This window comes from Phaeobacter sp. CAU 1743 (genome assembly GCF_039839315.1).
Lineage (GTDB): Bacteria > Pseudomonadota > Alphaproteobacteria > Rhodobacterales > Rhodobacteraceae > Phycobacter > Phycobacter gallaeciensis_A.
On record NZ_JBDOQR010000010.1, the window covers coordinates 80989 to 103122 of the forward strand.

Here is a 22134-nt window from a genome sequence, read left to right on the forward strand (position 1 = left end):
GATAGCAGATCCCATGATGAGCAATTTTACCCTCACAATGACATCCGGCCAGGCAGGCGTTTCTGCCCGGGCGGCTGTGCTTTGTCTGGGGGCATGGGGTCTTTGTTGCTGCGACGGGGAGGGGGCACGATGAACCGGAAACTGAAATCCGCAGGTGTCCTGTTGCTGTCGGCGGCAGTTCTTGCTGGCTGTGGCAGTTCCTTCAGCGACCGCACGCTTTATGATGGCGTAGCGTTCAAGGCGAAGGCGAAACCGGTGGACAAGAAGGTCACGCGGGCCGATTTCCGCGTTGAGGTCTCCAAGGCGTCCCAATCCTTCAAGGGCGCGCGTATGGCTGCGCATCACGCAGGCGTCACCTATTGCCTGAGTGAAGCCGGTTACGGCACTTCCGACATCATCTGGGACGTGGATCCCTACGACGCCGAGGCCGAGCTGCGCCTTGATGGCGACACCGCGATTTTCCACGGGACCTGCGACACTTGATCGGTATGGCCTCATATCCTGGCCCGGCGTTATTGCATAACGACGCAAGCTCCCCGTTCCATTGGCGCTCCGCAAAGAAGGAGAGGCATGTGAAACGGGTTGTTCTGTCATTTGTGTCCGCTGTCGCGCTGGCGCTGGTGCCATCGTCGCTGCTGGCGAAGCCGCCGCTGCGCTCGGTCGCGGAAATCGAAGAACCGCTGTTTGCCGTCGCTGTCGCCAAAGAGATCGCCGATCACTGCGACAGCCTGAGTGCGCGGTTCTGGAAGGGCGTCGGCGAGTTGCGGCGCCTGCGCGCGCGGGCCAATGACCTTGGCTATTCGGACACTGAAATCCGCGCCTACATCGGCTCGGACAGGGAAAAGGCCCGGATGCGGGCAAAGGGAGAGACGCTGTTTGCAAGCCGTGGCGTCTCATACGGAAAACCGGAATCCTTCTGTGCGTTCGGACGCATGGAAATCAAGAACAACAGCGCGATCGGCGTTTTATTGAGGGCGAAATAGACCATGTCTGACCTCCGCAAGATCAACATTGACGGAACCGAGATTGAGGTGGACGGGGCCATGACCCTGATCCAGGCGTGCGAGGAGGCCGGGGTAGAGATCCCGCGTTTCTGCTATCACGAACGCCTGTCCATCGCCGGCAACTGCCGTATGTGCCTGGTCGAAGTCGTCGGCGGCCCGCCCAAGCCCGCAGCCTCCTGCGCCATGCAGGTCCGTGATCTGCGCCCCGGCCCCGAGGGTCAGGCACCGGTGGTAAAAACCAATTCACCGATGGTGAAGAAGGCACGCGAAGGCGTGATGGAGTTCCTCCTGATCAACCACCCGCTCGATTGCCCGATCTGTGACCAGGGCGGCGAATGCGACCTGCAGGATCAGGCGATGGCCTATGGCGTCGACTTCTCCCGCTTCCGTGAAGCCAAGCGTGCCGTGGATGATCTGGATCTGGGACCGCTGGTCGGCACCGCCATGACCCGCTGCATTTCCTGCACCCGCTGCGTGCGTTTCACCACTGAAGTCGCCGGCATCACTCAGATGGGTCAGACCGGTCGCGGCGAAGATGCGGAGATCACCTCCTACCTGAACGAGACGCTGGATTCGAACCTGCAGGGCAATATCATCGATCTTTGCCCGGTTGGTGCGCTGACCTCGAAACCCTATGCGTTTACCGCCCGCCCCTGGGAGCTGACCAAGACCGAAACCATCGACGTGATGGACGCGCTTGGCTCGAACATCCGCGTGGACACCAAGGGCCGCGAAGTGATGCGGATCCTGCCGCGCAACCACGACGGCGTGAACGAAGAGTGGATTTCGGACAAGACCCGGTTCGTCTGGGACGGTCTGCGTCGCCAGCGTCTGGACAAGCCCTATGTGCGTGTTGATGGCAAACTGCGCCCCGCCACATGGCCCGAGGCGCTGGACACCGTAGCGAGTGCGATGAAGGGCAAGAAAGTTGCCGGTCTGATCGGCGATCTGGTCCCGGTCGAGGCGGCCTTTGCTCTGAAACAACTCATCGAAGGTCTGGGCGGTTCGGTGGAATGCCGCACCGACAATGCCCGCCTCGCCATCGGCAACCGCTCGGCCTATGTGGGCACTGCGGCGATTGAGGATATCGACGCGGCGCAGGCGATCCTGCTGGTTGGCACCAACCCGCGCGACGAAGCGCCGGTTCTGAATGCCCGTATCCGCAAGGCCTGGCTGAAGGGCGCCAGTGTCGGGCTGATCGGCGCCGCTGCGGATCTGACCTATGATTACGAACACATCGGCACCGACCGCGCTGCGCTGGACGCCGCGGTGGCAAACGCCCATGACATTGCGGACAAGGCACCGGTCATCATCGTGGGGCAGGGCGCCTTGCGTGAGGCAGACGGACTGGCCGTGATGGCCAAGGTTCAGGAGCTCGCCGCCAAATCCGGCGCCAAGGTTCTGGTCCTGCACACCGCCGCGGCACGTGTTGGCGCGATGGATATCGGCGCCGTGACCGAAGGCGGCATGGCCGCAGCCATCGATGGCGCCGAGGTGATCTACAACCTCGGCGCGGATGAGGTCGAAATCGATCCGGGTGCCTTCGTGATCTATCAGGGCAGCCACGGTGACCGCGGCGCACACCGCGCCGACGTGATCCTGCCGGGTGCCGCCTATACCGAAGAAAACGGTCTTTTCGTCAATACCGAAGGGCGGCCGCAGCTGACCTTCCGCGCGGGGTTCGCACCGGGCGAGGCGAAGGAAAACTGGGCCATCCTACGCGCGCTGAGCGCCGAGCTGGACGCGAAACTGCCCTATGACTCGCTGGCGCAGCTGCGCAAGGCGATGATCGGTGAGGTGCCGCATCTGGCGAAAGTGGGTGAGGTTGCCGAGAACGAGGTCGTTGCGCTCGACAGCGAACCGCTGGGCAAGGCCGACTTCCTGCCTGCGGTGAAGGACTTCTACCTGACCAACCCGATTGCACGTGCATCGCAGCTGATGGCCGAACTTTCGGCCGCAGCCAAGGCGCGCAAGACAGACAAGATCGCGGCCGAGTGATCCGCGCGGCGCTCATATCGTCCTTGCTGCTGGGGGCCTGCGCGCAGGTGCCCGGTTCCGGCGTGGCAGACGGGTCCACCTCTGAATACAAAGGGGTCGAGACCAGCCTGCTGAACGGCGATCTGGTGCGTTTCAACGTTGCTATGTCCGGTGCCCGCTCCGAGGCGGACCTGGATGACTATGCCGAATGTGCGGCCGCGCAATATGCGCTGATCCGGGGCTACGGCTTCGCGCGTCACGTGCGCACAAAAATGAAACAAGAGGGTGGCGTTCAGACTGCAGATGCTGTCTACACCATCTCGCCCTCCCTCCCGCGCGGTCTGCGCACCATCGACGCTGAAGTCGTGGTCGCCGACTGTGAGGCAAACGGAATACCCACGGTGTGAGGACCTATGGCTGAATTCTTTAACACCCCAGGCGGCATCGCCATTCTGATACTGGCGCAAGTGCTTGCAGTTGTTGCCTTTGTCATGATTTCGCTTTTGTTCCTCGTCTACGGGGACCGCAAGATCTGGGCGGCGGTGCAGATGCGCCGGGGCCCCAACGTGGTGGGCGTCTACGGCCTGCTGCAATCGGTGGCCGACGCGCTGAAGTACGTCGTCAAAGAGGTCGTCATTCCGGCGGGTGCGGACCGCAGCGTCTTCATTCTGGCGCCGCTGACATCCTTCGTGCTGGCGATGATCGCCTGGGCGGTGATCCCGTTCAACGATGGCTGGGTCCTTTCAGATATCAACGTGGCGATCCTGTATGTCTTCGCGGTGTCCAGCCTTGAGGTTTACGGCGTCATCATGGGCGGCTGGGCCTCGAACTCGAAATATCCGTTCCTCGGCTCCCTGCGCTCTGCCGCGCAGATGATCTCTTACGAGGTGTCGATTGGCCTGATTATCGTTGGTGTGATCATCTCGACCGGTTCGATGAACTTCAGCGAGATCGTGCGTGCACAGGATGGCAACGCTGGCCTGTTCAACTGGTACTGGCTGCCGCACTTCCCGATGGTCTTCCTGTTCTTCATCTCGGCCCTGGCTGAAACCAACCGCCCGCCGTTCGACCTTCCCGAAGCGGAATCGGAACTGGTTGCGGGTTATCAGGTTGAATATTCGGCCACGCCGTTCCTCTTGTTCATGGCAGGTGAATACATTGCCATCTTCCTGATGTGCGCGCTGACCACGCTGCTGTTCTTTGGCGGCTGGCTGTCCCCGATCCCGGGTCTGCCTGATGGCGTCCTTTGGATGGTTGGCAAGATGGCCTTCTTCTTCTTCCTCTTTGCGATGGTAAAGGCGATCACCCCGCGCTACCGCTATGACCAGCTGATGCGCCTTGGCTGGAAGGTCTTCCTTCCCTTCTCGCTGGTCTGGGTTGTCTTCGTCTCCTTCGCTGCAAAATTCGACTGGTTCTGGGGTGCCTTCGCACGCTGGACAACTGGGGGCTGATCATGACGCAGATCGATTACACCCGCGCCGCCAAATACTTCCTGCTGCAGGATTTCTGGCAAGGCATGAAACTGGGCCTGAAGTACTTCTTCGCGCCCAAGGCCACCCTCAACTACCCGCACGAAAAGGGGCCGCTGTCGCCGCGCTTCCGCGGTGAACACGCGCTGCGCCGTTATCCCAACGGCGAAGAACGCTGCATTGCGTGCAAACTCTGCGAGGCGGTTTGCCCCGCTCAGGCGATCACCATCGATGCCGAACCGCGTGAAGACGGCAGCCGCCGCACCACGCGTTACGACATCGACATGACCAAATGCATTTACTGCGGTTTCTGTCAGGAAGCCTGCCCGGTGGATGCCATCGTGGAAGGGCCGAATTTCGAATTCGCCACCGAAACCCGCGAAGAGCTGTTCTACGACAAGGAAAAGCTGCTTTCGAACGGGGAGCGCTGGGAAGCCGAGATCGCCCGGAACCTGGAAATCGACGCCCCGTACCGGTGAATGAGAGATGAGCGAAACCAAGAACCCCTTTGAGGCCATGATGGCCCAGGCCCACGAGATGGCCCGGGCTCTCAATCCCGGCCTTGAGCATTTCTCGCCCAAGGGGTTCGAGGCGCTTTGGCCGACCATGCCCAAAGAGGCGATGGAACTGATGTTCGGCAGGACCGTCAACAAGGACGGTTTGGACGCCAAGACCCGGCTGCTTCTGACGCTGGCCGGGCTGACCATGCAGGGCGCGCAGGCGGATACCGCCGTGCGCCAGACCGTGCGCCACGCTTTGGAGGCGGGCGCGAAGAAACAAGAGATCGTTGAAACGATCGGACAGATGTCGGTCTTTGCCGGCATTCCGGCCATGACCCGCGCGCTCGAGCTGGCGCAGGAGGTCCTGGACGACAAAAGGGACGATGAGACATGAGCGTTTTTGCCTTCTACCTCTTCGCCATCAGCGCCATCACCGGCGGGCTGTTCACTGTGATCAGTCGCCAGCCGGTACACTCGGTGCTGTGGCTGATCCTGGCCTTTATTTCCTCGGCCGGGTTGTTCGTGCTGCTGGGGGCGGAGTTCGTCGCCATGCTGCTGGTCATCGTCTACGTGGGGGCGGTCGCTGTTCTGTTCCTCTTCGTGGTGATGATGCTGGATGTGGATTTCGCCGAGCTGAAAGCGGAAATGGCAAGGTACATGCCTGTCGCGCTGCTGATCGGTCTTGTCATCCTGATGCAGTTCGTCATGGCCTATGGCGCCTGGGAAAGCGCGCCGCTGGCATCCGAGCTGCTGGCGCAGCCGACACCGACGGATACCCACAACACCGAGGCGCTTGGCCTCATCATTTATGACCAATATTTCCTTCTGTTCCAGCTGGCGGGCCTGATCCTGCTGGTGGCCATGATCGGCGCTATCGTGCTGACCCTGCGCCATCGCAAGGACGTGAAGCGTCAGGACATCGTCGCACAGATGATGCGTGACCCGGCCAAGGCGATGGAACTCAAGGACATCAAACCGGGGCAGGGGCTGTAAGGCAATGATCGGACTTGAACATTATCTCACCGTCGCGGCGACACTGTTCGTCATCGGCATCTTCGGACTGTTCCTGAACCGCAAGAACGTGATCATCCTGCTGATGAGCATCGAATTGATGCTCCTCGCTGTGAACATCAACCTTGTGGCCTTCTCCAGCTTCCTTGGGGATCTGGTGGGGCAGGTCTTTACCCTGTTCGTGCTGACCGTGGCCGCCGCTGAGGCCGCCATTGGCCTGGCGATCCTGGTTTGCTTCTTCCGCAACCGCGGCACCATCGCCGTGGAAGACATCAACGTGATGAAGGGCTAAAGCGTCATGGAAACCATCCTTCTCTTTGCCCCCTTGGTCGGGGCGGTGATCTGCGGCTTTGGCTGGAAGTTCATCGGCGAAAAGGCCGCCACCATCACGGCGACGGGCCTGCTGTTCTTCTCGGCGATCCTGTCCTGGATCACCTTCCTGTCCTTTGACGGGACCACGCAGCACATCGAAATCATGCGCTGGATCGAAAGCGGCTCGCTTTCGACCTCCTGGGGCATCCGGCTGGACCGGTTGACCGCGATCATGCTGATCGTGGTGACCACGGTCTCCAGCCTCGTGCACCTCTACTCCTTCGGCTACATGGCCCATGACCCGCAGTGGAAAGACGGCGAAAGCTACAAGCCGCGCTTCTTTGCCTACCTGTCCTTCTTCACCTTCGCGATGCTGATGCTGGTGACCTCGGACAACCTGGTTCAGATGTTCTTTGGCTGGGAAGGCGTGGGCGTTGCCTCTTACCTTCTGATCGGTTTCTACTACCGCAAGCCTTCGGCCAATGCGGCTGCGATGAAAGCCTTCATCGTCAACCGTGTCGGTGACTTCGGCTTTGCGCTGGGTATCTTTGGTCTGTTCTTCCTGACCGACAGCATCAGCTTTAACGACATCTTCGCGGCGACGCCCGAGATTGCCGAAACACAGCTCAGCTTTCTCTGGGGCGAGTGGAACGCGGCAAACCTGATCGCGATCCTGCTGTTCATCGGTGCCATGGGTAAATCGGCGCAGCTGATCCTGCACACCTGGCTGCCGGACGCGATGGAAGGCCCGACCCCGGTGTCGGCCCTGATCCACGCCGCGACCATGGTGACCGCTGGTGTCTTCCTGGTCTGCCGCATGTCGCCGCTGATGGAAGTGGCGCCGCAGGCGACCATGTTCATCACCGTGCTGGGTGCCACGACGGCCTTCTTTGCCGCCACCGTGGGTCTGGTTCAGACCGATATCAAGCGCGTCATCGCCTATTCCACCTGTTCGCAGCTTGGCTACATGTTCGTGGCCGCAGGCGTGGGCATGTATTCGGCAGCGATGTTCCACCTGTTCACCCATGCCTTCTTCAAGGCCATGCTGTTTCTTGGCGCGGGCTCCGTGATCCACGCGATGCACCACGAGCAGGACATGACGAACTACGGTGGTCTGCGCAAAAAGATCCCCTATACCTTTGCTGCGATGATGATCGGCACGCTGGCCATCACCGGTGTTGGTATTCCGCTCACGCATTTTGGTTTCGCTGGCTTCCTGTCCAAGGATGCGATCATCGAAAGCGCCTATGCAGGTGGGTCCATGTATGGCTTCTGGCTGCTGGTAATCGCTGCTGCGATGACCTCCTTCTACAGCTGGCGCCTGATTTTCCTGACCTTCTACGGCAAGCCCCGCGGCGACAAGCATACGCATGATCATGCGCATGAAAGCCCGATGGTCATGCTGATCCCGCTGGGCGTCCTGGCTCTGGGTGCGGTGTTCTCCGGTATGATCTGGTACAACAGCTTCTTTGGTCACGCCGATCAGGTGGGCAAGTTCTACGGAATCCCGGTGGCCGAAGCTGGCGCGGACGGCCAAATTAAGCTGGGTCCGGATCAGCATGGCGGTATGCTTCATGACGCCGAAGGCGGTGACGAGGAGGCTGCTCACGGCGAAGCCGCTGATGGACACGGCGCCGCAGATGAAGGTCATGGTGAAGCCGCTGGTGGACATCACTACGTCTTTGCTGGTGAGCCGGGTGAGGGTGCTCTGTACATCGCGCCGGACAACCATGTTCTGGACGATGCCCACGCGGCTCCATGGCAAGTCAAGACCGCGCCCTTCTTTGCGATGCTGGGCGGTCTGATCCTGGCGCTGTGGTTCTACATCTGGAACCCCTCGCTGCCCGCACGTCTGGCCGAGCAGCAGCGTCCGCTGTACCTGTTCCTCCTGAACAAGTGGTATTTTGACGAGCTGTACGATGCGATCTTTGTCAAACCCGCCCTGGCGATCGGCCGCTTCTTCTGGAAGAAGGGCGACGGCAAGACGGTTGACGGTTTCCTGAACGGTGTGGCTCTGGGCATCGTGCCCTTCTTCACCCGTCTCGCTGGCCGGGCCCAGTCCGGCTTCATCTTTACCTATGCCTTTTGGATGGTGCTGGGCATTGCCGCCCTTGTCACCTGGATGTCGATCGGCGGAGGAGCGCACTGATGGACAACATCCTTTCTATTATCACCTTTATCCCGGCATTTGCGGCGGGCCTGATGGCCCTGCTGCTCCGGGGAGAGGATGACGCGGCACAGCGCAACGCCAAATGGATCGCGCTGCTGGCGACAACGATCACCTTCTTGGCGTCGCTCTATATCTTCGTGAACTTTGACGCCGCCAATACGGGCTTCCAGTTCGTGGAAGAGGCCGATTGGATCTTCGGCCTGAAGTACAAGATGGGTGTCGATGGCATCTCGGTGCTCTTCGTGCTGCTGACCACATTCGTGATGCCGCTGACCATTCTGGCCAGCTGGAATGTCACGGTCCGCGTCAAGGAATACATGGTGGCCTTCCTGCTGCTTGAAACCCTGATGCTGGGCGTCTTCATGGCGCTGGACCTGGTGCTGTTCTACCTGTTCTTCGAAGCGGGCCTGATCCCGATGTTCCTGATCATCGGTATCTGGGGCGGCAAGGAGCGTATCTACGCCTCCTTCAAGTTCTTCCTCTACACCTTCTTCGGTTCGGTGCTGATGTTGGTGGCCATGGTGGCGATGTACGCTGACGCGGGCACCACCGACATCGAGTCCCTGCTGACCCACAGCTTCTCGGCCGCGAGCTTTGACGTGCTGGGTATCCATGTGGTGGGCGGCATGCAGACGCTGATGTTCCTGGCCTTCTTCGCCTCCTTCGCGGTGAAGATGCCGATGTGGCCGGTACACACCTGGCTGCCGGATGCGCACGTTCAGGCGCCGACCGCAGGCTCGGTGGTGCTGGCAGCGATCATGCTGAAGATGGGCGGCTATGGCTTCCTGCGCTTCTCCCTGCCGATGTTCCCGGTCGGATCGGACGTGATGACTGATCTGGTGCTCTGGATGTCCGCCATCGCGGTTGTCTACACCTCGCTGGTGGCGATGGTGCAGGAGGACATGAAGAAGCTGATCGCCTATTCCTCGGTTGCGCACATGGGTTTTGTGACCATGGGTATCTTTGCGGCCAACCAGCAGGGCGTAGACGGTGCGATCTTCCAGATGCTGAGCCACGGCTTCATCTCGGCTGCCTTGTTCCTTTGCGTTGGCGTGATCTACGACCGTATGCATACCCGTGACATCGACGCCTACGGCGGCCTTGTGATCCGGATGCCTGCCTATGCGTTGGTCTTCATGTTCTTCACCATGGGCAACGTCGGCCTGCCGGGCACTTCGGGCTTCATCGGTGAATTCCTGACCCTGATGGGCACCTTCCAGAAGAACACCTGGGTTGCGGCTGTTGCTGCCACCGGCGTGATCTTCTCGGCGGGCTATGCGCTGTGGCTCTATCGCCGGGTGGTCTTTGGCGATCTGATCAAGGAGAGCCTTAAGACCATCAAGGACATGGATGCACGCGAGCGGTTCATCTTTGCGCCGCTGGTGGTGATGACGATCCTGCTGGGCGTCTACCCGTCGCTTGTCACCGATATCATCGGCCCGTCGACCGAGGCTCTGATCTCGAATTTCAACCATTCTCTGGCTGCCGCTGACACCTCGTCTGCGACCCAGATTGCTTCGCACTAAGGGAGCCAAGGCAGATGATCCAAGCTGATCTCTCCGTCGTCCTGCCAGAGATTATTCTGGCTGTTTACGCAATGCTGGCGCTGCTGGCGGCGGTTTACACGGGCAAGGACAAGCTGGCCGCGACGCTGGTCTGGTCCACCGCAGCCCTGATGGTCGCCCTGGCGGTCTGGATCGCAACCGGCGGCAATGGCACGCACGAGGCCTTCGGCGGCATGTTCGTCGATGATGGCTTTGCCCGCTTTGCCAAGGTTCTGGTTCTGATCGGCGCCGCAGCGGTGCTGGTGATGGGGCAAGAGTACATGTCGCGCCGCGGCATGCTGCCCTTCGAATACCCGATCCTGGTTGCGCTTAGCACCGTGGGTATGATGGTCATGGTGTCGGCAGGCGACCTGATGGCGCTCTATATGGGGCTGGAGCTGCAATCTCTGGCGCTTTATGTGGTTGCCGCCCTGCGCCGCGACAGCGTGAAATCGACCGAAGCGGGTCTCAAGTACTTCGTGCTGGGCGCTCTGTCCTCCGGTCTGCTGCTCTATGGCGCCTCGCTGGTCTACGGTTTTGCTGGCACCACGAAATTCGCCGGTATCATTCAGGTAGCAGAGCATAACCACATGTCGCTGGGCATGCTGTTCGGCCTCGTTTTCCTGATCTCGGGCATGGCGTTCAAGGTCTCGGCCGTTCCGTTCCACATGTGGACACCGGACGTTTACGAAGGTTCGCCGACGCCGGTTACCGCCTTCTTTGCCACCGCGCCCAAGGTTGCTGCGATGGGTCTGTTTGCACGGGTGCTGCACGATGCATTCGGCGGAGCGGTCACCGACTGGCAGCAGGTCATCGTGGTTCTGTCGGTTCTGTCGATGTTCCTCGGCGCCATTGCCGCCATCGGTCAAACCAACATCAAGCGCCTGATGGCCTTCTCCTCGGTTGCGCATATGGGTTATGCGATGATCGGTCTGGCAGCAGGCACCGAACAGGGCGTGACCGCGATGCTGGTTTACCTGGCGATCTACGTCACCATGAACATCGGCACCTTTTCTTTCATCCTGATGCTGGAAAAAGACGGCACGCCGGTCACCGATATCAGCGCCCTGAACCAGTTCGCATCGCGCCAGCCGGGCAAGGCGCTGGCAGTGCTGATCCTGATGTTCTCGCTGGCCGGTGTTCCGCCGATGCTTGGCTTCTTTGCCAAGCTGGGCGTGTGGCAGGCGGGTGTTGATGCGGGTCTGATGGGGCTGGTTGTGGCCTCAGCTGTCGCCTCGGTCATCGGTGCCTTCTACTACCTGCGGATTGTCTTCTACATGTACTTCGGCTCGGGCGAAGGCGAAGTCGAGATCAAAGGCTCTCCGGTGCTGACGCTGGCGCTGATGGGATCGGCTGCGCTGATGCTGATCGGGGTGGTCTACCAGTTCGGTATCGACGGGGCAGCGGCTGCTGCCGCCGCAACGCTTGTAAATTGATCTATCGTTCAGACAGTCTCGGAAGGCCCGGTCGCATGACCGGGCCTTTTGTGCGTAAAGGTGGAGGCGTTTGATGACCTGGCCGACGGGATATGGGAAACGGGTTCTGCCCGAGGTGGACAGCACCCTGGACGAGGCAGCGCGGATCGTTGGTGAGCTTCAGGGCCCCGAGTGGATCCTGGCGCTGCGTCAGACCAAGGGACGCGCCCGCCGTGGCCGCGACTGGAAAGACCCCAAGGGAAATTTTGCAGCCACGCTGGTGATCCGTCCTGAAGGTCCGGCATCGCAGGTGGCGCTGCGCAGTTTCGTGGCCTCGCTGGCGGTCTATGACGCCTGCGAGTCCCTGACGGGACGCAGCGAGGGGCTGGCCCTGAAATGGCCCAACGATGTGCTGCTGAACGGTGGCAAGCTGGCGGGCATCCTGTTGGAAAGCGTCGGGCAGGGTACAGGTGTTAGCCATCTGTCGATCGGCATTGGCGTCAACCTGATGGAAACCCCGATGAAGGAGTGGCTGGAACCCGGCGCCGTGTGGCCGGTCTCGCTGCTGTCTGAAACCGGTATTCAGGTGGCGCCCGAGGATTTCCTTGAGGCGCTGGCCGCGGCCTTTGCCCGATACGAGGAGCAATTCGCGACCTACGGGTTTGAACCGATCCGCACCGCCTGGCTGGCCCGCGCGGCCAAGCTCGGTGAGGTCATCACCGCACGCACCGCAACGTCGGAAACCGAAGGCACGTTCGAAACGGTGGACGCCAGTGGCAACCTTGTCCTAAACACCGCCAAAGGCCGCATTTCGATCCCGGCCGCGGATGTCTATTTCTAGGAAGGACAAGCCCATGCTTCTGGCCGTTGATTGTGGCAATACCAATACTGTCTTCTCGATCTATGACGGGGAGGAGTTCATCGGCATGTGGCGCACCGCCACCGATTGGAAACGCACCGCGGATCAGTATTACGTCTGGCTCAACACGCTGATGCGGCTACAGGGGATCGAGGCGGATATCACCGACATGATCATCTCCTCCACTGTGCCGCGGGTGGTGTTCAACCTGCGTGTTCTGGCGGATCGCTATTTCAACACACGGCCCTTGGTGGTTGGCAAGCCCGATTGCCTGCTGCCGGTCGAGGTGCGCGTGGATGAAGGCACCGCAGTGGGGCCGGACCGGCTGGTCAATACGGTCGCCGGGTTCGATCACTACGGTGGCAATCTGGTCATGGTGGATTTCGGAACGGCGACCACCTTTGATGTCGTGGCCGAGGATGGCGCCTATGTCGGCGGCGTGATTGCCCCTGGCGTGAACCTCAGTCTTGAGGCTCTGCATCAGGCGGCCGCTGCGCTGCCACATGTGGACATCTCTAAACCGCAAAAAGTCATTGGCACCAATACCGTGGCCTGCATGCAATCTGGCGTGTTCTGGGGCTACGTGGGGCTGGTGCGAGAGATATGCACCCGCATCAAGGAAGAGCGCGGTGTGCCTATGAAGATCATATCAACAGGCGGGCTGGCGCCTTTGTTCCAGCAAACGGCGGATCTGTTTGACGCATTCGAGGACGACCTTACGATGCACGGCCTACAGGTCATCCATAAATACAATAAGGATAACGGTACTCCGAATGAGCACTGAACGATTGATCTATCTGCCCCTTGGCGGGGCAGGTGAAATTGGCATGAACGCCTATGTCTATGGCTATGGTAAACCGGGCAAGGAACGGCTGATCCTGGTGGATCTGGGCGTTGCGTTTCCGGATATGGAGACCAGCCCGGGCGTGGACCTGATCATGCCCGACATCACCTGGCTGAAGGAACGCGTTGACCAGCTTGAGGCGATCTTCATCACCCATGGTCACGAGGACCACATCGGGGCGGTCTCGCATCTCTATGGAGATCTGCGGGTTCCGGTCTACGCGCGCGCCTTTACTGCCAACCTTGCCCGCCGCAAGATGGAAGAGCGCGGCCATGATCCCCAGGTGGTGCAGACCGTTTCGGCATGGCCCGAAGTGACCAAGCTCGGCCCCTTTACCGTTGGTGTCGCGCCGATGTCCCACTCCATCCCCGAAAGCGGCGCATTGGTGATCGACAGCCCGGCTGGACGGATCGTGCACACCGGCGATTTCAAGCTGGACCCGAACCCGCTGGTCGGTGAGGCCTTTGATCCGCAGATGTGGACCGAAATCGCCAAGGACGGCGTGCAGGCGATGGTCTGCGATTCCACCAACGTCTTCTCGGCTCATCCGGGGCGCTCTGAATCCGAACTGGCGCCGGAGATCACCAAACTGATCGAGAGCGCAACCGGCATGGTTGCTGCCACCACCTTTGCCTCCAACGTTGCGCGAGTGAAGACCCTTGCTGAGGCGGGCGAGCGGGCAGGGCGGTCCATCGTGCTCTTGGGCCGTGCCATGCTGCGCATGGTTGAGGCCGCCGTGGAAACCGGTGTGCTGAAGGATTTCCCCAAGGTGATCCAGCCCGAGGACGCGCAGGAACTGCCGCGCGACAACGTGATGCTGATCACTACCGGCAGCCAAGGCGAACGCCGGGCGGCAACTGCGCAGATGGCACGCGGTAAGTATCGCGGGCTTGAGCTGAAGGCCGGTGATCTGTTCCTGTTCTCCTCGAAAACCATTCCGGGCAACGAGAAGGGCGTGATCCGCATCATGAACCAGTTCTCGGAGCGCGGCGTCGACGTCGTAGATGACAGCTCTGGCCTGTACCACGTGTCGGGCCACGCCAACCGTCCCGACCTTGAACAGCTGCACGCGCTGGTCAAACCGAAGATCCTGGTGCCGATGCACGGCGAACACCGCCACTTGCGCCAGCACGCGCGCATCGCCGAGGAAAAAGGCTATGCCAGCGTTGTGGCGGTGAACGGCACCATGCTGGATCTTTCCGGTGATCAGGGGCCGAAGATCGTCGACTATGTGGACACCGGTCGGACCTATCTGGATGGATCGGTCAAGATCGGCGCGCTGGATGGCATCGTGCGTGACCGGATCCGCATGGCGCTGAACGGCCACGTGGTGATCACGGTGATCCTTGATGAAGAAGACGAACCGCTGGGCGAACCCTGGTGCGACATCAAAGGCCTAGTGGAGACCGGAACATCCGATGCCGCGCTGGCTGAGGTGATCGAAGAGGACCTGAACCAGTTCCTGATGCGCGCCGGTGCCAAGACCCTGCGGGACGATGACAAGCTGGAAGGCGAGTTGCGCCGTGTGGCACGCCAAACCGCGAACAACGAGATCGGCAAGAAGCCTGAAGTAACAGTGGTGATCAGCCGTATGCGCTGATCCCTACTTGTCAAAGACTGAAAACGAAAACGCCCTGACTGGATAAGTCAGGGCGTTTTTGTGAGTGGTGGTATTCGAAAGTGCGATCAGGCGTGGCGCGGGCGGTGCACCAATGCGGTGATCTTGTGGACGGCGCCGCCGATGCGTGCCACCACGGCGCGCAGCATGTTGCCCATTGCCGCGCTGCGCATTGCATGGGCGCGTTGCTCGATGGCCTGGATGTCCTGTGCGGTGAGCGGGGTGTTGTCGAACTGGGTCATTTAACTTTTCAACCTATGAGATGTGTCTGTCTTGCTTGCGGGTGACATAGTCCCCTGCGGCGGGTTTGACATCCGGTCAAATGATCAATGCCGCCATGCTGCAGGTGCAAAGCAAGTCACCAAACCGCGAATGATTGGATGGCAGGCGCCGTAGGGGAGAACGAAAAACGGCTGCATCCCATTCAGGATGCAGCCGTCAAAACTGTCAAAGTGCTGATGCGTCAGCTAGCGCGGCGTTCGTCAAAGGACAGCGCAATAAAGCTGGGCATGTGATCGCCCATGCCGACAACCTTGCGGTCGTCGCGGCGGTCCTGCTTGCCTCCACGGCCACCACGCGATTGTTTCGCTGGCTTTTCAGCATTGGCCGATTTGTCGCCAGAGCGGGACTGGGATTTTGGCGCGGTTGCAGTGTCCGTATCCGCGTCTGCTGCCTGATCTGCCTTTGCATCCTTGGGCGCGTCCTGACCCTTGTCCGCCGATTTGCCACGACGGCTGCGGGTCGGCTTGGGCTTGCTTGCGGCGGTATCATCCTTGCCTGCGTCCACGGCATCTTCGGTGGACTTGCGGCTGGGTGCCTTTTTAACAGGGTTTTCCAGGCGGGCGATGGTCTTTTGAACCAGGCTTTCGACGGCATCCAGCGCCTTTTCATCGCGCGGAGTGCAGATGGTGATCGCCTTGCCCTCACGGCCGGCGCGGCCGGTGCGGCCAATCCGGTGCACGTAGTCCTCGGCGTGGCCGGGAACGTCGTAGTTGAACACATGGCTGACGCTGGGCACGTCGAGACCGCGCGCAGCCACGTCCGAAGCCACCAGAATGCGCAACTGGCCCTCACGGAACCCATCAAGGGTCTTGGTCCGCTGGCTTTGGTCCAGATCGCCGTGGATCGGCGCGGCGTCATAGCCATATTTTTTCAGCGACTTTGCCACCACATCCACGTCCATCTTGCGGTTGCAGAAGATGATCGCATTGGTCAGCTTTTCGCCTTCCTGATCGATCAGCGCGCGCAGCACTTTGCGCTTTTCGCTGCCTTCGCGATCCTTACGGGAGGCTTTGAATTCCACAACGGCCTGTTCGATGGTTTCCGAAGTCGTCGCCTGACGGGCGATTTCGATCCGTTCGGGGTTCGACAGGAAGGTGTTGGTAATCCGCTCGATCTCCGGCGCCATAGTGGCCGAGAAAAACAGGGTCTGGCGGGTAAAGGGCGTCAGGCCAAAGATGCGTTCGATATCTGGGATAAAGCCCATATCGAGCATCCGGTCGGCTTCGTCCACCACCATGACCTTCACATCAGAGAGGATCAGCTTGCCGCGTTCGAAATGGTCAAGCAGACGACCGGGCGTTGCGATGAGAACGTCGACGCCCTTGTCGATCAGTTGGTCCTGTTCCTTGAAGCTGACGCCGCCAATCAGAAGGGCCTTGGTCAGTTTCAGGTGCTTGGTGTAAGTGTCAAAGTTTTCAGCAACTTGTGCTGCCAGCTCGCGCGTGGGGCAGAGCACCAGGCTGCGCGGCATCCGCGCACGCGCGCGACCGCGGGCGAGCATCGTGATCATCGGCAGGGTGAAAGAAGCGGTCTTCCCGGTGCCGGTCTGGGCGATCCCCAGAACGTCGCGTCCCTCCAGCGCGGGCGGAATCGCTCCGGCCTGGATCGGGGTGGGGGATTCATACCCGGCTTCCTCAATTGCCTTGAGGACCTTGGGGTTCAAGTTCAGATCGGTGAATTTTGTCATATGCGTCCGTTTTTGCGGACACTGACCAGGCCCGCGCGTATGTGAGTCAGCCGGTTTCGCAAGGTCATGCGGTTTGGCAGCTTCCGGCTTCGGGGCGGACTTAGCAAAATACGGGTGCACCGTCAATTGAAGCCTGATTTTGCAGGAGAAAACGCGGTTTTTCGCGCTCTTTCGGTGCATATTTGCAGAGTTTATCGCCCTTTAGGCGAGTTTTGGAAAATGTTTGGCGCGTTTCTCCGCGAGGCGCAGTTCACGGATTCGCAGGCAGCCTTCCTGCTCAAGCCGCGCTCGCAGTTCCACGCTGTCGGCGCAGGTCTCCTTAAAAAAACCGCGCAGACCGTCGGTACCCTGTTCCGCTTCGATGGCCGAGAGGAGTTCGTGCAGATTGATACCGCCCTTGTCGCGGGGCCGGGCCGGTTTCAGCTCGGATCGGTAGGAGCCCTGCTTCAGCCGGTAGCTGTAATGCGACAGCCAGCTGTCCCAATCGCGGGCGTGCAGATGGCACAGGTCGACGTCCGGCAGGACCACCTGGCTGGGATTTTCCTCCCCGTCCACGAAGAAATTGTGGATGCGCAGCTTGCCCTCTTCCATGCCGGGGCGGACGAAAAGCTTGCCTTGGGTATGGCTGAGAAAGCCGCTGAGCAGATGCTCGCCATAGGTGGGATAAAGCTGCCCGGCCCGGGCACCTCTGTCGCTACCACGGGGGATTTGCGTCTTGAAGGCAGAGCCGTCGCCTCCGGCCAGGCTTTCAATCGGGTACGCGCGCGCGCAGAGAGCCGTTTCGGGCTGGCGCGCCAGCACCTGTGACAAGGGCTCTTTGGACCAGAGGAATTCATCCACATCCATATGGATCAGCCAATCCAGCCCCTTGCTCTGACGTCTGTAGGCGCGGGTGGCATTCAGGGTTTGCCGGACCTGGTGCTTGTCAGGTTTGCCGCCCTTGCGCCGCTGCGCCCAGGAGGCATCATCGCAGTCGAAAACCCGGATCTTTGGGTGCTGCGCCAAGAGATCGCGTGCCTCGGGGCAGGGGGCATCAAGATAGAGGAAAAGCCGATGCGCGCCTGCGTCCAGATGATAGGCGGCAAAGTTCAGCACATCCTTGGCCTGGGCCTTGATGGTGCTAACGATACCCCATGTCTGTGTCGGCGAATGTGTCAGGGCGGCCTCTCAGAACGGCGGTTCAGCAGGACGGCGCAGTCGACGGTCGTCTCCAGATCACCGCCGGTCTGGAAACGCGCCCGGGCCATGTTGAACCGCCCGGGCATTGATGGTGTTAGACCATCATTTCCTTGGTCGCCGTCAGTTTCAAGTCCGGATAATCCCGCTCCACCCGGTCGATGTCCCATTGCAGCCGCGTCAGGTAGACGGTGTCGCCGTCATGGTCTGTCGCGATATGCTGCTTGTTGGCGTTGATGAATTTCTCCACCGCCGGTTTTTCCCCGGAGACCCAGCGGGCCGAGGTAAACTGAGAGGGCTCAAAACGCACCGGCAGGCCGTATTCCATCTCGATCCGGCTGGCGAGCACTTCGAACTGCAAAGCCCCCACAACGCCGACGATGAAGCCGGAGCCGAAGGAGGGTTTGAAGACCTTGGCGGCGCCTTCCTCTGCGAATTGCATCAGCGCCTTTTCCAGATGCTTCGCTTTCATCGGATCGCCCGCCCGCACGGTCTGCAGCAGTTCCGGTGCAAAGGAGGGGATACCGGTCGCCCGTAGGGCCTCGCCTTCGGTCAGCGTATCGCCAATGCGCAGCTGGCCGTGGTTCGGAATACCGATGATGTCACCCGCCCATGCCTCTTCCGCCAGTTCCCGGTCCGAAGCCAGGAACAGCACCGGGTTCGAGATCGCCATGGGCTTCTTGGTGCGCACGTGGGTCAGCTTCATGCCGCGTTTGAAATGGCCCGAGGCCATGCGCACGAAGGCGACGCGGTCGCGGTGCTTGGGGTCCATGTTGGCCTGCACCTTGAAGACGAAACCGGCGACCTTCTTTTCCTCGGGGCAGATCTGCCGCGGGCTGGCCTGCTGGGGTTGCGGCTCGGGGCCGTATCGGCCGATGCCATCCATCAACTCCTTCACCCCGAAGGAGTTGATCGCAGAGCCGAACCAGATCGGAGTCATGTGGCCCTCCAGCACCGATTGCGGGTCAAGGGTTGGCAACAGCTCCTTGGCCATCTCCACCTCTTCCAGGAACTTTTCGAGCAGATGCGCAGGCACGTGTTCTGCCAGTTTCGGATCGTCCAGCCCTTCGATCGAGATGCTCTCGGCAACCTTGTTGCGGTCGGCGCGGTCCATCAGCTCCAGCCGGTCGCGCAACAGGTCATAGCAGCCGATGAAATCGCGCCCGACTCCGATGGGCCAGCTGGCGGGGGTCACGTCAATCGCCAGCATCTCCTGGATTTCGTCAATGATCTCAAACGTGTCGCGGCTTTCCCTGTCCATCTTGTTACAGAAGGTCAGGATCGGCAGATCGCGCAGGCGGCAGACCTCGAACAGTTTCTGCGTCTGGCTCTCGACACCCTTGGCGCCGTCGATCACCATCACCGCCGCATCCACCGCAGTGAGCGTCCGGTAGGTGTCCTCGGAAAAGTCCGAGTGGCCGGGCGTGTCCACCAGGTTGAAGCGGAAACCGTCGAAATCGAACGACATGGCCGAGGCCGAAACCGAGATGCCCCGGTCCTTTTCCATCTGCATGAAGTCCGAGCGCGTGCGCCGCGCTTCGCCCTTGGCACGCACCTGTCCGGCCATCTGGATCGCGCCGCCATAGAGCAGGAATTTCTCGGTCAGAGTGGTCTTGCCCGCATCCGGGTGCGAGATGATCGCAAAGGTGCGGCGCCGCGCGATTTCGGGCGGCAGTTCAGGGCGGTTTGTGACGGAATCCAGCATGAGCGCGCGTATATCAGGATTGCGGGTCGAGGCAAGAAAAACAGGCGTGCCCCTACGTGCACGGGGTATACACCGGGTCGATTGCATGCCCCGGCAACCCTTTGTCAAAATGTCTAACTTGCGTGCGCCGCGTCTCGGGGAGGTTTCAGCCCGGCGTCACCCTCTTTCAGCGCACGACCTTCAACCCCACAAGTGCTTGTGAGACAGCGCTGCGCAGCGCCAATGAACAATGCGAACGCACAAGTTGCTTCTCGCTGGTCGAAAAATTGGCCCAATCTTTGGTTTGCAAGTTACCTGGAATGACAGATCGTCCGCTTACCTGTTTGCCTTCAACAATTTGACTGCCAGTAGCGGGATCGACCAGAGATGCGGTGAGGCCAACTGTGCAGGCATTCTCCCCGATGAGCGCTTTATTTACTGCAGGGTTGCGAACCCACAGGACAAAACGCGGTTGGTATTTTTCACCTTTGGCTTTTTCAGCACTTGCGATGGCGCCGATTGCAAACAGTCCGCCGCCGAGGGCAAAGAAGTCGCGTCCGGGATTGTAGTTCTGGCCCAGAATATCCAGGGGCGTTTGCTGAAGTACGATGACGACGTCGGTCTTCTGCGCCGCTGCGCCAGTGTGCGAGGGAACGTTTGCGACGACTGCGCCTGTTGGGGTGAGTTGTTCCCTTACAAAACGGCCCGTCGCCGATGCGGCGTTCCATCCCAATTTGCCGTCAATCGGCTGTGGCTCGGCGAATGCAGCGTCCCAGTAGGTTGACACAACATTATCACTGATTTGAGTGACTAGGCCGATTTTTGAATACTGCGCTTGCGCATCACTCGGAATACCGACCTGGGTCGTATCCAAGCACCCGGTTAAACTCAGGGCTGCGACCACGCTGAATAGTCGGATGAGGCTTTTTGCTTCCATGACCTTTCCCCTTTCAGTTCCGCGTGCAAAGCATTCTGAACCGACCTACAGATACACGCCTTGATCCGTATCATGGCAAAAGTACGGAAATGGCATCGCACCCACCCTTTGGAGAGGGGCGCGTCCGCGGCATCAATGCGGTGCAGGGCATCTACTGGATGCCGCTTTTGTTTGGCCACATCCAGGCGCATGAGAGGGACGACACTATTCTGCGCATCGCGCTGAATGCGCAACGCATGCAGGGGGAGAGGCGCAGAGGGTGAGGGGCGGCAGGCAGCACAAACTCGCCATCCGCATGGGGTACGACATTCACTATGCTGCGGCTGCGGCTTCGTTTTCTAATTTTCGCGAGACCGGACGTTCAGATATGCAGCATCGACGGCGCCAATTCCACATTTAGTGCTGATGTCAGCGCCGCGAAAAAAGTGGTGTCCTTTGATCTGATGCGCGGGGCGAAGAGAAATGTTCTTTTCGTTCATTTCCCATACGCCCAAGGCCTTCGCCGAGCACATGTTCGCCGCAACCGACACCCTGGCTGCGCCATCTGAAAGCTCCGCGGGGATGTCGATTGCTCCACCTGCGCCAATCAGCAAGGCTCTGCTTCCGGCTGGTTGAATGTCCAGTGGCAGGTCAGCACGTGTCAGCTATGGCCGTAGTAGGCTTCGGGGTCCATAAGCCCCCCATCTTCCGTCGCGATATAAAACACGCCATCTTTCACTTCGCCGAGCTTGCCGTATTTTGAATGCGTGACCTCGAAGTCATTCAACGTGACGCGACCGTCCTCATCAAAGCTTGTCGAGGTTTCTACTGTGATACCAAAGTCGCGGGTCAATTCCGACGCAATCACATCGTACCACATGCCGGTGGCTTTCAGGTCGTGAGCCTGTTTTTCATTATTTTTTCTAATGTCTTCCGAAGACATCCCATCAACAATGCCTTCGATCATCTCCGGGGGCGTGTTGGCCGAAGCATACACCACTGAGTGCCCTGATGACGCATCTTCAAGCTGAACTTCAAACTTGTTTCTAGGGAAGTTCGCCTGATTGGCAGCGGTAATCATATCACCCAGCCGTGTCGCAGCAGCCAAAATTGCGTCCTCACGAGTCTCATAAGCCCCCATGCCCGGTTGCTGAGCCTTCGCCATGGAATGGGCCGTGTAGAGCCCCAAAGACAGACGGTTCTTGTATCCGTTCTCCGCCTGGAACGCATCGGACTCTGCCTGTCTTGCATAGGCATCGGCGAACATTTTGGCGCGCTGTGCAGGATCTGTATACTGCATCCCGTAGGTGCCGCCTTCCTTCGGAATTCCGGTTTTTGCGTCTGCCGATGCGCCGGACTCGCCTGCAATGGCAGCACGTGCAATCCTGCTGAGGGCGATTTTCACTGCCTGATCGGAGCCTGATGGCGCGGCCAGTGAGTTTTTTGATGCCTCAATACTCTCCTGGCGTGTCCCTGCGGTATCAAAAAGGGAGAGCGTATTCGCGTTCAGGGATTGATTGATAAGCATGGTGACCTCTAAAGGAAAGTCTGAAAAACCTCGTGCTCTGAGCGGGTTGCGGTAGACTGAGCGGGACCTTGAAGGATGCCCGCCGATGCCCAAACAGCCCGCCTTTCCTGCGCTACGCCAGTCAATGAAGAAGAAACA

Annotated in this window: 22 protein-coding genes; 15 read left to right on the forward strand and 7 right to left on the reverse strand. The window is 60.1% G+C overall.

Annotated features, from left to right (window positions below; translation table 11 throughout):
• Positions 1 to 129 precede the first annotated feature (129 nt).
• From AAFO90_RS06225 to AAFO90_RS06295, 15 genes are all read left to right on the forward strand, one after another.
• Positions 130 to 483: a hypothetical protein gene (locus tag AAFO90_RS06225; RefSeq protein WP_347508870.1), complete on the forward strand. Its 354-nt coding sequence runs from the start codon at positions 130 to 132 to the stop codon at positions 481 to 483.
• Positions 484 to 572: 89 nt separating this feature from the next.
• Positions 573 to 983 (forward strand): DUF5333 domain-containing protein, encoded by a 411-nt coding sequence (locus AAFO90_RS06230; RefSeq protein WP_274868071.1) that lies wholly within the window; start codon positions 573 to 575, stop codon positions 981 to 983.
• Positions 984 to 986: 3 nt separating this feature from the next.
• Entirely contained in the window at positions 987 to 3002 is a 2016-nt protein-coding gene (gene nuoG / locus AAFO90_RS06235; protein ID WP_347508871.1) for an NADH-quinone oxidoreductase subunit NuoG, read from the forward strand.
• Positions 2999 to 3388 (forward strand): hypothetical protein, encoded by a 390-nt coding sequence (locus AAFO90_RS06240; RefSeq protein WP_347508872.1) that lies wholly within the window; start codon positions 2999 to 3001, stop codon positions 3386 to 3388. Before nuoG ends, AAFO90_RS06240 begins: the two co-directional genes overlap by 4 nt.
• Positions 3389 to 3394: 6 nt before the next feature.
• Entirely contained in the window at positions 3395 to 4432 is a 1038-nt protein-coding gene (gene nuoH / locus AAFO90_RS06245) for an NADH-quinone oxidoreductase subunit NuoH (RefSeq protein WP_065273127.1), read from the forward strand.
• Positions 4433 to 4434: 2 nt separating this feature from the next.
• Entirely contained in the window at positions 4435 to 4929 is a 495-nt protein-coding gene (gene nuoI / locus AAFO90_RS06250) for an NADH-quinone oxidoreductase subunit NuoI (protein WP_065273128.1), read from the forward strand.
• 7 nt (positions 4930 to 4936) lie between these two features.
• Positions 4937 to 5344 carry a carboxymuconolactone decarboxylase family protein gene (locus AAFO90_RS06255; protein ID WP_065273129.1) on the forward strand — a complete coding sequence of 136 codons (408 nt, stop codon included), beginning with the start codon at positions 4937 to 4939 and terminating at the stop codon, positions 5342 to 5344.
• Positions 5341 to 5943 carry an NADH-quinone oxidoreductase subunit J gene (locus tag AAFO90_RS06260; RefSeq protein ID WP_065273130.1) on the forward strand — a complete coding sequence of 201 codons (603 nt, stop codon included), beginning with the start codon at positions 5341 to 5343 and terminating at the stop codon, positions 5941 to 5943. The genes AAFO90_RS06255 and AAFO90_RS06260 overlap by 4 nt, the downstream gene beginning before the upstream one ends.
• A 4-nt stretch (positions 5944 to 5947) precedes the next feature.
• Positions 5948 to 6253, forward strand: coding sequence for an NADH-quinone oxidoreductase subunit NuoK (gene nuoK, locus AAFO90_RS06265; RefSeq protein WP_005624625.1), 306 nt, complete (start codon positions 5948 to 5950; stop codon positions 6251 to 6253).
• A 6-nt stretch (positions 6254 to 6259) separates the two neighbouring features.
• Positions 6260 to 8422 (forward strand): NADH-quinone oxidoreductase subunit L, encoded by a 2163-nt coding sequence (nuoL, locus tag AAFO90_RS06270; RefSeq protein WP_274836736.1) that lies wholly within the window; start codon positions 6260 to 6262, stop codon positions 8420 to 8422.
• Positions 8422 to 9969: an NADH-quinone oxidoreductase subunit M gene (locus AAFO90_RS06275; RefSeq protein WP_347508873.1), complete on the forward strand. Its 1548-nt coding sequence runs from the start codon at positions 8422 to 8424 to the stop codon at positions 9967 to 9969. The genes nuoL and AAFO90_RS06275 overlap by 1 nt, the downstream gene beginning before the upstream one ends.
• A gap of 14 nt (positions 9970 to 9983) precedes the next feature.
• Positions 9984 to 11423, forward strand: coding sequence for an NADH-quinone oxidoreductase subunit NuoN (nuoN, locus tag AAFO90_RS06280; protein WP_347508874.1), 1440 nt, complete (start codon positions 9984 to 9986; stop codon positions 11421 to 11423).
• A gap of 70 nt (positions 11424 to 11493) precedes the next feature.
• Positions 11494 to 12243 (forward strand): biotin--[acetyl-CoA-carboxylase] ligase, encoded by a 750-nt coding sequence (locus AAFO90_RS06285; protein WP_197492327.1) that lies wholly within the window; start codon positions 11494 to 11496, stop codon positions 12241 to 12243.
• A 13-nt stretch (positions 12244 to 12256) separates the two neighbouring features.
• A complete protein-coding gene (locus tag AAFO90_RS06290) occupies positions 12257 to 13045 on the forward strand; it encodes a type III pantothenate kinase (RefSeq protein WP_065273135.1) in 789 nt (262 codons plus the stop codon).
• Complete coding sequence (locus tag AAFO90_RS06295; RefSeq protein WP_347508875.1) at positions 13035 to 14705, forward strand: ribonuclease J; 1671 nt, start codon at positions 13035 to 13037, stop codon at positions 14703 to 14705. The genes AAFO90_RS06290 and AAFO90_RS06295 overlap by 11 nt, the downstream gene beginning before the upstream one ends.
• An 86-nt stretch (positions 14706 to 14791) precedes the next feature.
• Here AAFO90_RS06295 and AAFO90_RS06300 read toward each other — a convergent pair whose 3' ends face one another.
• The 7 genes from AAFO90_RS06300 to AAFO90_RS06330 form a co-directional block, all read right to left on the reverse strand.
• Positions 14792 to 14965, reverse strand: a complete 174-nt coding sequence (locus AAFO90_RS06300; RefSeq protein ID WP_274831831.1) for a hypothetical protein — start codon at positions 14963 to 14965, stop codon at positions 14792 to 14794.
• Positions 14966 to 15186: 221 nt separating this feature from the next.
• On the reverse strand, positions 15187 to 16692 hold the full coding sequence (locus AAFO90_RS06305; protein WP_274868063.1) for a DEAD/DEAH box helicase: 1506 nt from the start codon (positions 16690 to 16692) through the stop codon (positions 15187 to 15189).
• A gap of 201 nt (positions 16693 to 16893) precedes the next feature.
• Entirely contained in the window at positions 16894 to 17787 is an 894-nt protein-coding gene (locus AAFO90_RS06310) for a glycosyltransferase family 2 protein (protein WP_347508876.1), read from the reverse strand.
• A 178-nt stretch (positions 17788 to 17965) separates the two neighbouring features.
• Complete coding sequence (locus AAFO90_RS06315) at positions 17966 to 19573, reverse strand: peptide chain release factor 3 (RefSeq protein ID WP_347508877.1); 1608 nt, start codon at positions 19571 to 19573, stop codon at positions 17966 to 17968.
• Between the two features lie 166 nt (positions 19574 to 19739).
• Entirely contained in the window at positions 19740 to 20489 is a 750-nt protein-coding gene (locus AAFO90_RS06320; RefSeq protein ID WP_347508878.1) for a hypothetical protein, read from the reverse strand.
• 338 nt (positions 20490 to 20827) lie between these two features.
• Positions 20828 to 21082: a hypothetical protein gene (locus AAFO90_RS06325; RefSeq protein ID WP_347508879.1), complete on the reverse strand. Its 255-nt coding sequence runs from the start codon at positions 21080 to 21082 to the stop codon at positions 20828 to 20830.
• 47 nt (positions 21083 to 21129) lie between these two features.
• A partial coding sequence (locus tag AAFO90_RS06330; RefSeq protein WP_347508880.1) for a hypothetical protein occupies positions 21130 to 22134 on the reverse strand: 1005 nt, incomplete at its 5' end.

Coding starts and splice junctions, on each gene's coding strand:
- AAFO90_RS06225 (WP_347508870.1), top strand. CDS start 130: ATGAACCGGAAACTGAAATCCGCAGGTGTCCTGTTGCTGTCGGCGGCA.
- AAFO90_RS06295 (WP_347508875.1), top strand. CDS start 13,035: ATGAGCACTGAACGATTGATCTATCTGCCCCTTGGCGGGGCAGGTGAA.
- AAFO90_RS06300 (WP_274831831.1), bottom strand. CDS start 14,965: ATGACCCAGTTCGACAACACCCCGCTCACCGCACAGGACATCCAGGCC.
- AAFO90_RS06255 (WP_065273129.1), top strand. CDS start 4,937: ATGAGCGAAACCAAGAACCCCTTTGAGGCCATGATGGCCCAGGCCCAC.
- AAFO90_RS06320 (WP_347508878.1), bottom strand. CDS start 20,489: ATGGAAGCAAAAAGCCTCATCCGACTATTCAGCGTGGTCGCAGCCCTG.
- nuoK (WP_005624625.1), top strand. CDS start 5,948: ATGATCGGACTTGAACATTATCTCACCGTCGCGGCGACACTGTTCGTC.
- nuoN (WP_347508874.1), top strand. CDS start 9,984: ATGATCCAAGCTGATCTCTCCGTCGTCCTGCCAGAGATTATTCTGGCT.
- AAFO90_RS06305 (WP_274868063.1), bottom strand. CDS start 16,692: ATGACAAAATTCACCGATCTGAACTTGAACCCCAAGGTCCTCAAGGCA.
- AAFO90_RS06290 (WP_065273135.1), top strand. CDS start 12,257: ATGCTTCTGGCCGTTGATTGTGGCAATACCAATACTGTCTTCTCGATC.
- nuoI (WP_065273128.1), top strand. CDS start 4,435: ATGACGCAGATCGATTACACCCGCGCCGCCAAATACTTCCTGCTGCAG.
- nuoL (WP_274836736.1), top strand. CDS start 6,260: ATGGAAACCATCCTTCTCTTTGCCCCCTTGGTCGGGGCGGTGATCTGC.
- AAFO90_RS06275 (WP_347508873.1), top strand. CDS start 8,422: ATGGACAACATCCTTTCTATTATCACCTTTATCCCGGCATTTGCGGCG.
- AAFO90_RS06315 (WP_347508877.1), bottom strand. CDS start 19,573: ATGCTGGATTCCGTCACAAACCGCCCTGAACTGCCGCCCGAAATCGCG.
- nuoH (WP_065273127.1), top strand. CDS start 3,395: ATGGCTGAATTCTTTAACACCCCAGGCGGCATCGCCATTCTGATACTG.
- AAFO90_RS06260 (WP_065273130.1), top strand. CDS start 5,341: ATGAGCGTTTTTGCCTTCTACCTCTTCGCCATCAGCGCCATCACCGGC.
- nuoG (WP_347508871.1), top strand. CDS start 987: ATGTCTGACCTCCGCAAGATCAACATTGACGGAACCGAGATTGAGGTG.